The sequence below is a fragment of the Nitrobacter sp. MLSD-S21 genome (assembly GCF_058809865.1).
Genome location: NZ_JBXASZ010000001.1, coordinates 930233 through 943271, shown reverse-complemented (window position 1 = coordinate 943271; position 13039 = coordinate 930233). Strand labels below are relative to the sequence as shown.

Genomic DNA, 13039 nt, shown 5'->3' with positions numbered 1-13039 from the left:
TCACGGTCTCGCCCCAAAAGAAAAAGCCCGGCGCTGCAATTGCGCCGGGCAAGTTAGGAGCGGCTGGCATAAAGGAGTTGGAGGCCCTAGCGTCCAAGCAGTGACCTGCTTATGATTCCTGACGGCCAGATTTCACGCAGGAATGGATTAGTCTTTCTACAACCGTCTTTCCGGCCTGACCCGACGGGCTCCCGAGCCTTCCTCCATGCGGAACCCGCCAGTGGACTCTGCCGGCGGGTCGCAGTCTTCAGGTCCGTTCGTCCGGCAAACGCTGATCCGCTCGGCGGCAGATCGCGGCCGAGCGGACGAACGAGATGAGAAGCTTTGAGAGTATCAGTAATTCCACTGGACCTGGACTCTCACGACATCGGCCCTGAATTGGTTGTAAGGGGCATTCAGAACGTCGGTACGATTCATCATGTGATACTCAGCTGTGAGCTCAATTGCTTTGGTGACTTGCCATTCAACGCCAAACTCCAAATCATTGACGAGGTTTCTCGGGGCGTTGCGCTCGAATTTCTGACCGCCCTCGTAGTATTGCCATTTGACGAACGGGAACATGATTCCCCAAGCTCCAGCATCGTATTTGTATGTGGCCTGGACATAGCCACCGTTGAGCGAGGAGTCCGTAATCAACCTCTGAGCGGCGTTTAACTGAGGTCCCCGTCCCCAATTCCATTCTGCCTGCAACCCGAAGGGCTGCGGATAAAGGACAGCATGCACCGCGACACGCTCATCGACAAATCCTTGCGCGGGCGCGACCATGACCGGAGTAATGTTTACAGGGCCGTTCGGTGTAACGATGCTTATAGGGCCGTTCGATGTAACGAAGCGCCCGTGCAAACCCTCTACGCCTGCTTCAAAAATTTGACCGTTGCTGAATTGATAGGGGTAGGTGACGCGGGCCACCATATGCATGTCGTTATTTAACTCGACGCGGTTGGCGCCCTGTCCATTGTAGACGCCGAAGGCGAACACGCCGTAGTCGCCCGATCCCTTCAGATTGTTCGCCACCAGGTCTCTGAACCGCTCGCGTATTTCAGCTGGGGCCCAATAGAAGAATGCGCCGATGTCACGCTCATCCCGACAGCACGTGTTGATACCGTCAGCACGATCAAGTGTAAGACGATTTTGGCTGGATTGCATGTTCTCAAAACTGAAAGGGATTTTTGATTGCCCGAGCCTGACACGGAATTCCTTTTTGTCATCGAAGGAGATATCGGCGTAGGCATCCCTTAACTGCCCGAAATTGCCTGTGGTGGATCCAGACGGCGTACTGGCAAAATCAGGCTGGAAATACAGATAGAGATTATCGGTCACATCACCGTAGAAAATCAGACGTGCCCGCCTGATCAAGAAATTCGTGTTATCGCCGACCGATTTATCAGGCCAGTAGACGACTTCTTTATTGTCTCCACTCACGGTGCTACCGGTGCGGATTTGCGTATAGCCTCGCATGTGAATTCTGTCGTACCAGTGTTCGTCCTTGGCTTTTACAGGCAGCGGTTCGTGGACGAAGCTTGGCCCCGGTTCTCTCTGTGCCTGCTGACTTGAATCTTTTGGTGCCGGCTGACCTGAATTCTTCTTCTTTGTTTGCTGGCCTGGTTCTTTCTGCACCTGCTGAAAGGTACCCATTTTCACCCGGTTTTTACCGGGCGCCGTATAAACCTGCTTGGTAACCGTATCGACGTACAGGTCCAATTGTTGGGCGTCGGCCGGGGCAAAAATGGAAGCTCCGAGCGTTAAGCCAACGCTGCATATTGCTGCGCTCAATCCCTTTATCGTTATCAATTCTGCCCCCCATTTCGAGCTCCCTTTCTTTGGAACTCGCTGAAACGCGGGCTTTATTCCAGTCGCATGTGACACCCTTGTTACATGGCAAACCCTCAGAGCGAGGGATCAGAAAGAAGGCGAATGTGTCACTCCAATCCCACACTTTCGCATCGGGATAGTTGCAGGACGTCACCAAATCAATCTGGAGAGAGTGCCGGCTGGTCCATCCGATTAGAGGGTTTTCGGTAGGCGAGCCAAATCTGCGGCGGCAATAATCGGATAAGGCTGACCAATGTGAACCTAAAATGACAGTTTTGTAACGGGAGCCTAAGATGACGGTTTTGCGACAAAATGGCACATAGTACAGATTTATTTTCAGGATCAGCATGGCCTGGAACCGTCGGCCCTCATTAGCCGGCGCCGGCCGCGCCAATGCGCCGCCACATGCACGGGAGATTGAGGATGAAGTCTTCGAGTTCTCTTCGCACCGCTGTTTTTGCTGCAACCATCGCTATGTTTGGCATGAGCGCCCAGGCCGGGCCGATGCCCACACAATCGGCGACGTTGAAATCGATGAGTTCTAAAAACACCATCGAAGTGCGTGGGGTCGGCTGGCGCACCGGGGCCTATGGTTATCGCTGCGACAGGTGGGGCTGTTCCGCTTATCGCAACCCAACCATGGCCTATGATGACGGCATTCGGAACAGCTACGCCTGTAGCGGCACCTTTTGTTCGCGCCCTTTGGCGGCTACGACTTATAACGACCGGTTACCCTGGATAGATTGAGGGGCCCCTCCGAAGCGAGGATTTCTGGTTCATCGTAGCCGCAAAGAGCTAAGATGATCAGAAATCAGGCCGGAAGCGTTAGTCCATCGGTACGCACACTTCATGTCGAAGGATGAAACGGTGTGATTCGCCATCACGCGACATCCTGACTAGCAACCGTCTCATTGCACCCACAAGTCCAGGCTTCGGGTGCAATAGCCATCATGCTGACTGTCGACCAGCATAAGCGTAAACCGTTCAGGCTGCGGACGGTTCGACATAGCGCGGAAACACCGGCACCGGTGCAGGTAAAGCCGTGCCCGGTTTGATCCGGATTTGACCACCAAGCATCGCGAAACTTCGTTCGCCTTGCGGGATACCTAATATATCGAGCAACTTTGCGCAGGCGACAGGCATCGCAGGCTGGGCCAGAATCGCGATCTGGCGCACCACCTCGGCGGTGACATACAACACCGTCCTTTGCCGCGCCGGATCGGTTTTGGCCAAGACCCAGGGCGCCTCGCCCGCAAAATAGCGGTTGGCTTCGGCGACGACGGTCCAGATTGCATTAAGCGCCTGGTGAATCTGCTGCGTATTCATCGCCTCGCGCGTGATTGCGATCATGCCGTCCGCCTGCGCGAGGATCGCCTTATCGGCGTCGCTGAAGTCTCCGGGCTCCGGCAGAACGCCGCCGTGCTGCTTGGCGATCATCGACAGCGAGCGCTGCGCGAGGTTGCCGAAGTCATTGGCGAGGTCGGCATTGATGCGCGCCACGATCGCCTCGTGATTGTAACTGCCGTCCTGCCCGAACGGCACCTCGCGCAGGAAGAAATAGCGCACCTGATCGACGCCGTATTGCGCGGCGAGACTGAATGGATCGACGACATTGCCGACCGACTTCGACATCTTCTCACCGCGGTTGAATAGGAAGCCATGAGCATAGACCCGCTTCTGCAAGGGAATGCCCGCAGACATCAGAAAAGCAGGCCAGTAGACGGCGTGAAAGCGGATGATGTCCTTGCCGATAATGTGCACGTCGGCCGGCCAATAGTGCCAGTTGCGGTCGTTCTCGTCTGGAAAACCGACGCCTGTGATGTAATTGGTCAGCGCATCGACCCAGACGTACATGACATGCTCGGGATCGTCGGGCACCTTGATGCCCCAGTCGAAGTTGGTGCGCGAGATCGACAAATCCTTCAGGCCGCCTTTCACGAAGCTGACCACTTCGTTGCGGCGAGAATCCGGACCTATGAAGTCAGGCTGGCTTTCGTACAGCGCAAGCAGCCTGTCCTGATAGGCCGACAGCTTGAAGAAATAGCTTTTTTCCTCCACCCACTCGACCGGCGTACCCTGCGGTCCGCGCCGCACATTGTCGTCGCCGACGAGCGTCTCGTCCTCCGCGTAATAGGCTTCGTCGCGTACCGAATACCAGCCGGCGTAGCTCGACAGGTAGATATCGCCATTCGCTGCCATGCGCCTCCAGATTTCCTGGACCGAGCTATGGTGCGCGGGTTCTGAAGTGCGAATGAACCGATCGAACGAAATGTTCAGCGTCTCATCCAATTTACGAAGCAGTTCGGCGTTTCGCGTGGCGAGTTCAAGGGCCGATATGTTTTCCCGCTGCGCGGTCTGCACCATTTTCTGGCCGTGCTCGTCGGTCCCGGTGAGGAAGAACACATCCTTACCATCCAACCTTTGGAAACGCGCGAGCGCATCGGTGGCAATGGCCTCGTATGCGTGGCCGATGTGCGGCGCGCCGTTCGGATAAACGATCGCCGTGGTGATATAGAACGTTTTGGTGTGCGATGATGCCGTGCTGCAGGGGAGCGATGCAGCGGTCGTATCGACCTTGGCGCCAACCTTGCTCGGCGATCGCGGCGTTGTCTTTTTCACCGGACGCGTGGTGACGGATCGCTTCGGCGCGGCCTTTTCTGGCGTCGCTTTCTTCGGTGCGGCTTTCTTCGGCGTCGCCTTTTTTGACGCTGTCTTCTTGGTCGCGACCTTTTTCGGGGTTCTTGTCGCCGGCTGCTTTTTAACCGCTTTCCTTGCGGTTTTCCGGGCGGTCTTCCTGATCGTTTTCTTGACTGTCTTCTTCTTTACCGCCTTTTTAGCCGTCTTCGGCGCGCGCGCTTTCGTTGTCGCCTTCGCGCTCGTCTTCTTGCGTTTGGTGGTCTTTCGAGTCGCCTTCTTGCTGCGCGCCTTCGTCGGGTTACGGCCAGTGGCGGCGGGACGCGACTTGTGCGCCTTCACGCGGGCTTTCTTGGCCAGTTTCTTCTTAGCGGGAGCCACAACAAAATCCTTATCGGTCAGGCAGGAAAAAGAACGGTCAGGAGCCGAGTGCTTATCGGGTAGCTTCTGCGAGAAGCCCGAACACCGAAAAAACCAGGGGTTTTCGCTCGAGATTATAGGTCTCTGTCTCGCGCGCGGCGTTGTTGATCTTTTCCCATACCTCCGCGAGCCGTGCAAGACGAGGAAGATCGGCGTTCGCATCGCTGGTGTGGAGTCGCTCGCCAATCCAGCGGTCCACGCTGTCGACGAAAGCGCCAAGCGAGGCGCGATCGCTGCCGCTGATGGCGTCGCCGAGCGCATGGAGTTCGCCCGGGTCGATTTGCGGAAGGCTGTTCAACAACGCCGTCGTCCGTTGATGGAGCTTCAGCGCGCCGCCTCCCAGGAGCGCCAGCGCCCGCGCGACGCTTCCTTCGGTCGCGTAGGCGATTTCCTGCAAGGACGTATCGTCGGGCGCGATCTGCGCTGCTTCCGCGGCCGCGCGGATCACATCGTCTGCTGCCAACGGGCGCAGCATCAGCTTGCGACAGCGCGATTGCATCGTCGCCAATACCCGCGCCGGAGCATTGCTTATTAAGAAAAACAGCGACCGGTGCGGCGGTTCTTCGAGCACCTTGAGTAGCGCATTGGCGGCATTGGGGTTGAGTTCGTCGACAGTATCGACGATGCACACCCTCCACCCATCCCCGGTGGCGGTCGAGCCGAAGAAAGCGATCGTCTCCCGGGTCTGCTCGACGCTGATGACCGTGCGCATAACGCCCTTTTCGTTGGGCGTTCGTTCCAGCGTCAGGAGCCCGCCATGCGTATCGGCCGCGATGCGGCGCGCCACCGGATGCATCGAGTCCAGTTTGAGCGTTTCCGCTGATTGCACATCGGACATGCTGGGATCGCCGTGCGCCAGCACAAATCGCGCCATCCGGTAGGCGAGCGTCGCCTTGCCGATCCCCGGCGCGCCACCGATCAGCCAGGCGTGCGGGATACGGCCCCCGCGATAGGCATTGAGCAACGTCCGCTCCGCCTCGCTGTGACCGAAAAGCACGGTGGTTTCGCGCGGATGCGGGACCGGCATTTCCGCGGTGGCTGAGCGCGCTATCATGCGGTGTCCGCCGTTAGCACGCGGTCGCGCAGTGCCGTCCACACTCGCGCGGCGACGGTATTGACGTCGGCGTCGGCATCGATCACCACGCAGCGTTGCGGGTCGCTCGCTGCGATCTCGCGATAGGCGTCACGGAGTTTCCGGTGAAAAGCAAGGTCCTCCGCCTCAAAGCGATCCGGCGCGCCGCTGCCACGGCGAGCGGCTGCGCGCTGCAAACCTACCTCAACGGGGACATCGAGGATCACCGTCAAGTCAGGCTTGAGATCGCCGATGGTTACCCGCTCCATCGCGTTCAGCACGCCGGGTAGCACGTGTCCCAGCTGACCCTGATAGGCGCGGGTCGAATCGGCAAACCGATCGCAGAGCACCCATATGCCCTGCTCCAGCGCAGGCCTGATGACGGTGCGAACATGGTCATCGCGCGCCGCCGCAAACAGCAGGGTTTCAGCGTCAGCGCCGAGCAGTTTGCCCACGCCCGACAGGACGAGGTGTCGAATGATTTCGGCGCCCGGCGATCCTCCGGGCTCTCGCGTGACGATGGCATGCAGCTTGGCCGCCTGAAGACGTTCGACGAGAATCTTGATCTGCGTGGATTTTCCGGACCCCTCGCCGCCTTCGAAGGTAATAAAACGTCCGCGCGGCGGGTCGGCTTTGGGCGTGGCGTCGGCCATTAGAGTTTCGCGGCGCCCGAGCGCACCATCCCAATGACAAGCTCGATCGCTCCATCCAACGCGCGGCGCATGGTCGAGCCGACACCGACGGCTTTCGTGGCATGAACCGGCATCTCGACCGCCACTTCCTTGCCTCGCCATACCTTGATGACCCCGATCGGCTGCTCCGGCGCAACCGGCGCACGGACCGGCCCGGTATAGACGATGCGCGCGAGCAGTTTGTCGCTGCCGTTCTTCTGAACCATGATTTGAACCGGGTCTGACGTGGCGACCTGAACGGAGCCGCTATCACCGCCAAATACCTTGGCGTAGCCGACCGGCTGGTCCGCAGCAAACAGGGTCCGGATTTCGAAATTTCGAAAACCCCATTCCAGCAGCTTCTTGGCGGCGGCCGCTCGGTCGTCGGCGCTTTCGAGGCCGTTCACGACAACGATCAGCCGGGTGCCGTTTTGGACCACCGAGCCGACCATGCCGTATCCACCCTCCTTGGTGTAGCCGGTCTTGAGCCCGTCGGCTCCGTCCATCGCAGTCAGAAGCGCGTTGCGGTTCAACTGACGAATTTTGTTCCAGGTGAATTCACGTTCGCCGAACAGCTTGTAAAAATCCGGGTAGGTCAAAATGATGTGGCGCGCGAGTGCCGCAAGCTCTCGAACGGTCATCTTGTTGTCGGGATGTGGAAGACCGTTGGAATTCGCGAAGGTGGAGCGGGTCATGCCCAATTCCCGCGCTCGGGCCATCATCTTTTCTGTGAAGGCGCTTTCGCTGCCGGCGATACCCTCCGCAAGCGCCATGCAGGAGTCATTGCCGCTCTGGATGATTGCCCCGTGCAGAAGATCGTCGACTGCGACGCGGCTGTTGATCGCGGCGAACATGGTCGATCCGCCGGAAGGCGCCCCGCCCTTGCGCCAGGTGTTTTCGCTGATGACGTACTCGTCTGTGAGCTTGATCTCGCCTTTCGTGATGGCGTTGAACACGACTTCAACCGTCATCAGCTTCATCATGCTGGACGGTGCACGTAGTTCGTCTGCGTTTTTTTCGAAAAGAACGCTGCCGCTTTTTGCTTCGATCAAAATTGCGGTCGGGGCGCTGGTCTCGTAGATTTCTTCCTTCTTGGCACCCTGAACGCTATTGTTGGCAGCCAGCACGATTCCGTCGAGGCCGATCGTGAGGACGGCGGCGGCCACCAGACCGCGCCAGGCGAATCCCCCGCGTCTGTCGGGCGTGGAAGATCTGGTTGTCATGGTGCGATTCCGAAGTAGATCCTTTTATCAGTTGGGATGGTCGCAAACAACATGGCGCCGCGCCTATGGCGCGGCCGGACAAAATCAAAGCAGATTTCAAGCTTTCCCGGTAGGTGCGCGACCCTTAATAGAGCCCTCGGCCCGAGAGTAGCTCGCTCGGTCCGCGCTGGTCCACCGGCGCATAAGCGGTGACGGGGCGGACATGGCCTGCAACGTTGCCCTCGCCGTATGAAACCTCCCGCGGTCCTTCCATGGCCTGCCGACGCGCCGGGGTGCGGCCGGACGCAGACATCTCGGAATCGGCGTTGATCGATGCGACGTCCATCGAGGTATGGTCGGGCGTATGAGAGCGGCCTCGCGGAGTCGTGACATCGCCACCGATTGAGCGTTCTGACGGCGCGAGTTCGGGGACAAACGGCCGCGCCGAGGCGATCCTGACGGTGGACGGCGACGGTGCGGGCACACCCGTTCGCAGGGTCGCCATCAATTGCCGATCATCAGAACCTTCAAGCGGCGCGCGTCCGACGTATTCGACCCGCACCGAGGCGACACCATTTTGCTTGAACTCCAGCAACTCGGCGGCCTTGTTCGAGACATCGATCAGCCGGTTACCGTGATACGGCCCGCGATCGTTGACGCGGACCACCAGGGATTTGCTGTTGCCCAGGTTTGTCACCCGGACATAACACGGTAAGGGAAGGGTTGGATGCGCAGCAGACAGCGAGGCCATGTCAAAAACCTCGCCGTTGGCTGTCAGACGGCCATGGAAGTTATCGCCATACCAGGAAGCAAGCCCTTCGGCGCGATATTTGGTGTTTTCCTCGGGAACGTAAATGCGCCCGGCGACTGTATAGGGCTTGCCGACCCGGTAAGTGCCGCCGCCTTTTGGCACCGCCTCGCCAGAGGCGATCACCCGAGGGCTGCTCGAAACTCCATACTTAGGATCGATCCGGCTGAGGTTGTTTGATGAACCGCAATTGGCCAGCATCAGGCACGCGCCCGCGACGGCCACAGCGCATGCAGCATGCCCAATTCGATCTGAATTTGGTTTCCTCATCCGTCCCCAAGACCCGGTCCCCGGCAGACTGCCCCACTTCACCGCGCCGGTCAGCACGATATGGTCCATAACCATACCAAGCCGTGAACATATCGCAGAGCAAACAAGGCGGAAATGGGGTGAGCCCTTCAGAAGCGAAACGGGTGGTCAATCAAGGTCGCGACTCGGACGCCGGAGCCCGCCTAGGCAGTTGGCGGATCGAAAGTAATTCCGATCCGGTCCTGCTTGATCCAGATGACCCGGCAGAATCGAATCACCCGATCCTTTTCGGTCATCAGCTGGAAACGCGACGGGACAAGGGCCGGATTTGGGACCTCGATGGCGGCTCCTTGCGAAGATACGTTCAACAGCCGGCACCGCATGCTTAATCCGCTTGTAGAAATGTAAGCCGGCTCGTCGATTTCGACGCGCGGATGTTTGCGGCGGTCTTCTGTTGGTGCATTCATTGCCTGTACGTCCGCACGCGTGTCTGTTTTACAGCGTCAATATGATCGTCATCCGAAGGTGCGGGATGGCTCTATGCGGCCGGCTAAAACACAAATCGCAAGAAATTCCGACATGTTCGGGCCGCACTCATCCCCGTGCAGGACGCGCCAGGTGCCCTCCTCGCGGAAGCGGGTCGCGACACTCTATAAGAGTTCAGCGGCGCCTTAGGGTGGTAAGGGAGGAATATGGGGAGCAGCTTAAAATCAAGATCGGTAATTTAATATATTTCGCAAAATCTTCTATTAAGCAGCTGACCTTCTGCTGAAGGAATCGGCAGAGTCGACCGCGAATCGCTGAGTGACTCCCAATGGGTTACTCATTTTGAGTTGTAGAACCAGTCACGGTCTGGAGCGTTTCGAATCCCTCCAATTGAGGATGACCCAGATAGAGTGGCTTATTGCTGCCAGCGTTCGCGTGAGCGGCTCGGAACGCCTCTGATTTGGTCCATGCATAGAAAGAGTCGCGGCTTTTCCAGATCGTGTGCGAGGCATAAAGCGTGTGATCCTCAGCTTCAGGTCCACGCAAAAGATGAAATTCAACGAATCCAGGCACACTCCCTAGATAGGTGTCACGCGAGAGCCAGATTTGTTCAAAAGCCTTTTCATTTCCCTTGATGACCTGGAAGCGATTCATGGCAATGAACATCGGAAAGTCTCCTGGTAATTTGTACCGGTCTCGGGAGTGTGGAACGCGTTCCCTTCGACGAAAAATCACCCGCCGGCGAGCGCCGGCGGGCAAGAAGATCAGCCTACCCGCAGGTTTTCTGCTGAGGTCTTTCCCCTGTTCGCTACTTCCTCGTAGCTCACTTTGGCGCCCTCGTTGAGTGAGCTAAGGCCCGCTTTCTCCACGGCTGAGATATGGACAAACACGTCCTTACCGCCACTGTCGGGCTGAATAAACCCGAAACCCTTTGTCGCATTGAACCACTTCACTGTACCTGTCGCCACAGCCGCAACTCCCTTTTGGAACGATCGAGCTATCATGAGCGCTCGCTTCGCTGGCCGCAAGGAAAACCGCCGGCTCAAGCCGGCGAGTCTCTTTGCTCGGCGCCATCGAAGAGACCTGCAGTATGCTGTAAGAGGCAGATCCGAAGATCGCCAGCGACGGCTTGGCCATAGCAAGGGTCGGGATCACGCTGGATTTTATTCGCACGTCCTGCCGAATATGGAGGCCGACGCCGTGGCGCAGGTTGACGATGCGTTACGTGCCGCCATAAACAAGCGCACCAGAGACGTTGAATAGCAAATGGCCTTTCTCGACAACCGGCCTCGCGACGATAGCTAAACAGTGTCAACCGTTTGGAAGGGTGGCCGAGTGGTTTAAGGCACCGGTCTTGAAAACCGGCGTGGGTGCAAGCCCACCGTGGGTTCGAATCCCACCCCTTCCGCCATATCATCAATAAAATCAATTTGTTATGTCGTATTTCTTCTCATGACATAACAAGTGACTTGGACTGAGAAGAATGCCGACGACGCCGGCACATCCATCCAAGGGAAAACATTGGTCCGGTTGGTCAAACCCAACGAGCGTCTTGCCGGCTTAGGAATGAAACCAATTTCCTGGTCTCATGAAGTCTATCTGAAACGTTGAGCGGCTACGTCTCCCCAAAACGATAATGGGAAGCCGTCATGTTGGAAGCCGCAGTCGCCGCACTGCTTTTGGTCAGCGCCGTCGTATTCATTGCTCACGCATACGACGCGATGCGCACGCATTGATGCGCTGTTTGAGAGTGACGATCGATAACTCGCCGGTCGAGACCGGCGGGCTTTAGCGACTGAGCTCCTCCCCAGCGCACTGTTTATGATTTAAGTGAGGCCGGGTTGCTCATCCCGGGTTCACATTAAACCTCCTACTTTGTGTGAAGATCGGAATGCCACAGGAGGAGACCATGAAGCTTAAATTTGCAATTGTTGGATTGACGGCACTCTTCGGCCTTGCGGCGGCGGGAAGCGCATCTGCAATGCCGGTCGCTCCACTTTCTCCCGCTTCAAACGTCGAGAATGTTGTCGTGGCTTGCGGCCCCAACGGTTGTATCCGCACGGCGCCCGTCTACCGAGGATACGGCTACGGATATCGTGGCTACGGCTATGGTGGCGGTGTCCGCCGCTATGGTTACGCGCACAGAGGTTACGGGTACCACGGGGGTTACGGATACCGCCGGGGTTACGGATACCACCGAGGTTATCGCCGCTAGTAGAAGATTTAGCGACAAGGGAAGCCCGCCGGGGTTAGCCGGCGGGCTTTTTTTGTCTTATGGATTAGTAAGTCGGTGGCTAGTCCTTTCGGCCTGGCGGCGGCGCTCCGTGACGCTGTTAAGATGACTCTGGACCATAAGCACCAATCGATGCAGACCGGGGCGGCCGGCTACAGGCAAGAATCCGGCGCGCGCATTTCGGCTATCAGACGAGTTCGTTGAGAAGGTCGATGCTTGGGCGGCCCATCAGAAAGATCGACCCGGCCGCTCCGAGGCCGTCCGCCGCCTTGTAGAGATCGGGTTGAAGGCGAAGAACCCCAAATGAGACATCTGGTTTGGTTTGTCGCCGCGGTGGTATTGCTGGTGCCCGCCGCGGCCATGCAGATCACCAATGAAGTGAGGTGGGATACCGCTGATTTCGTCATATTCGGCGGCATGCTGATCGCAGCGTGTCTCGCCTTCGAGGCGATGACGGCCCTGACAAACCGCGCTCGCTATCGCATCGCCGGCGGCCTCGCGATCGTAGCCACATTCTTTGTCGTGTGGCTGGAACTCGCCGTTGGTATCATGGGCCCCGGCTAGATGAATTGCGTAGGTTCGCGCTGAACCAGGAGATTTTGATGCACGAGACGTTAGGTCATTCCAAAGACTGTCATTGCTGGGGACGCCGCGGCTTCCTCAAATTTGCTGGCGCGGCGACCGCCCTCGGTGGTGGTATGCTCCTGACAAAAAATACTTTTGCCGCTTCCCTGACACAGCAGCAGCGCGATAACTTTACGCCTCAACAAATCATTGAAGCGATGAAGAATGGAAATGCTCGGTTTCGCAGCGGCGAAAGGAAGGATCGCAACTACCTGCGAGAGCAGGAATCTAGCGCGGAGGGACAATATCCAAAAGCAACCCTGCTCAGCTGTATCGACTCGCGCGCGCCAGCCGAGGTGATCATGGATCTCGGCATCGGCGATATCTTCAATGCTCGAGTGGCCGGCAACATAGAATCTGCCAACATCCTTGGAAGCCTGGAATTCGCTTGCAAAGTTGCTGGAGCTAAAGTCGTGCTTGTGATGGGCCATACATCCTGCGGCGCGATCAAAGGGGCCATCGACAACGTCGAATTAGGAAACCTGACTGGACTTCTCGCCAAGATCAAGCCAGCCGTGCAAGCCACGTCTTACACGGGTGAACGGTCCGCTAAAAATTACGATTTCGTGGACGCTGTCGCTCGGACGAATGTCGGTATGACCATCGCTAATATTCGGAAGCAAAGTCCCGTCCTCGTCGGTCTTGAATCCAGCGGCGCCATTAAGATTGCGGGAGCAATGTACAATCTCAAAACTGGCGCGGTGGAATTTCTTCCATGATCTCCGGCTCAGAAAACCGGATCGGCTCGATAGGATACCGATCACATTTCAAGATTGCTGGAATATTTTAACCGGATGCTTACTGGCGCATGCGCGCGAGGCGACGCTT

General features: G+C 57.7%; 13 protein-coding genes and 1 tRNA gene. 5 read left to right on the top strand and 9 right to left on the bottom strand.

Annotation, left to right across the window (positions count from 1 at the left end):
- Window positions 1–333: 333 nt before the first annotated feature.
- Window positions 334–1773 (bottom strand): porin, encoded by a 1440-nt coding sequence (locus AC1RT6_RS04740; protein WP_244553447.1) that lies wholly within the window; start codon window positions 1771–1773, stop codon window positions 334–336.
- Window positions 1774–2235: 462 nt separating this feature from the next.
- Between AC1RT6_RS04740 and AC1RT6_RS04735 the strand changes: the two genes are divergently transcribed.
- Complete coding sequence (locus tag AC1RT6_RS04735) at window positions 2236–2559, top strand: hypothetical protein (RefSeq protein WP_139372856.1); 324 nt, start codon at window positions 2236–2238, stop codon at window positions 2557–2559.
- 237 nt (window positions 2560–2796) lie between these two features.
- Here AC1RT6_RS04735 and metG read toward each other — a convergent pair whose 3' ends face one another.
- The 8 genes from metG to AC1RT6_RS04695 all read right to left on the bottom strand — a co-directional run bounded on the left by metG (window position 2797) and on the right by AC1RT6_RS04695 (window position 10322).
- Entirely contained in the window at window positions 2797–4827 is a 2031-nt protein-coding gene (gene metG / locus AC1RT6_RS04730) for a methionine--tRNA ligase (RefSeq protein ID WP_079446411.1), read from the bottom strand.
- A gap of 52 nt (window positions 4828–4879) precedes the next feature.
- On the bottom strand, window positions 4880–5920 hold the full coding sequence (locus AC1RT6_RS04725; RefSeq protein WP_079446412.1) for a DNA polymerase III subunit delta': 1041 nt from the start codon (window positions 5918–5920) through the stop codon (window positions 4880–4882).
- Window positions 5917–6591 carry a dTMP kinase gene (tmk, locus tag AC1RT6_RS04720; RefSeq protein ID WP_079446413.1) on the bottom strand — a complete coding sequence of 225 codons (675 nt, stop codon included), beginning with the start codon at window positions 6589–6591 and terminating at the stop codon, window positions 5917–5919. The genes AC1RT6_RS04725 and tmk overlap by 4 nt, the downstream gene beginning before the upstream one ends.
- Complete coding sequence (locus AC1RT6_RS04715; protein ID WP_079446414.1) at window positions 6591–7832, bottom strand: D-alanyl-D-alanine carboxypeptidase family protein; 1242 nt, start codon at window positions 7830–7832, stop codon at window positions 6591–6593. Before AC1RT6_RS04715 ends, tmk begins: the two co-directional genes overlap by 1 nt.
- Window positions 7833–7956: 124 nt before the next feature.
- Entirely contained in the window at window positions 7957–8889 is a 933-nt protein-coding gene (locus AC1RT6_RS04710) for a septal ring lytic transglycosylase RlpA family protein (RefSeq protein ID WP_079446423.1), read from the bottom strand.
- A 182-nt stretch (window positions 8890–9071) separates the two neighbouring features.
- The gene (locus AC1RT6_RS04705) at window positions 9072–9335 is read right to left on the bottom strand and encodes a PilZ domain-containing protein (RefSeq protein ID WP_079446415.1); all 264 of its coding nucleotides are present in this window, start codon (window positions 9333–9335) and stop codon (window positions 9072–9074) included.
- A 352-nt stretch (window positions 9336–9687) separates the two neighbouring features.
- The gene (gene hmuQ / locus AC1RT6_RS04700) at window positions 9688–10020 is read right to left on the bottom strand and encodes a heme-degrading protein HmuQ (RefSeq protein WP_079446416.1); all 333 of its coding nucleotides are present in this window, start codon (window positions 10018–10020) and stop codon (window positions 9688–9690) included.
- 98 nt (window positions 10021–10118) lie between these two features.
- Entirely contained in the window at window positions 10119–10322 is a 204-nt protein-coding gene (locus tag AC1RT6_RS04695; RefSeq protein ID WP_079446424.1) for a cold-shock protein, read from the bottom strand.
- Window positions 10323–10675: 353 nt separating this feature from the next.
- On the opposite strand from AC1RT6_RS04695, the gene AC1RT6_RS04690 reads away from it, so the two are divergent.
- The 4 genes from AC1RT6_RS04690 (at window position 10676) to AC1RT6_RS04675 (ending at window position 12930) form a co-directional block, all read left to right on the top strand.
- Window positions 10676–10765, top strand: a tRNA-Ser gene (locus AC1RT6_RS04690).
- Window positions 10766–11263: 498 nt separating this feature from the next.
- Window positions 11264–11569: a hypothetical protein gene (locus AC1RT6_RS04685; protein ID WP_079446577.1), complete on the top strand. Its 306-nt coding sequence runs from the start codon at window positions 11264–11266 to the stop codon at window positions 11567–11569.
- A 321-nt stretch (window positions 11570–11890) separates the two neighbouring features.
- Window positions 11891–12151 carry a hypothetical protein gene (locus tag AC1RT6_RS04680; protein WP_079446529.1) on the top strand — a complete coding sequence of 87 codons (261 nt, stop codon included), beginning with the start codon at window positions 11891–11893 and terminating at the stop codon, window positions 12149–12151.
- Between the two features lie 38 nt (window positions 12152–12189).
- Window positions 12190–12930, top strand: coding sequence for a carbonic anhydrase family protein (locus AC1RT6_RS04675; protein ID WP_079446530.1), 741 nt, complete (start codon window positions 12190–12192; stop codon window positions 12928–12930).
- Window positions 12931–13039 lie beyond the last annotated feature (109 nt).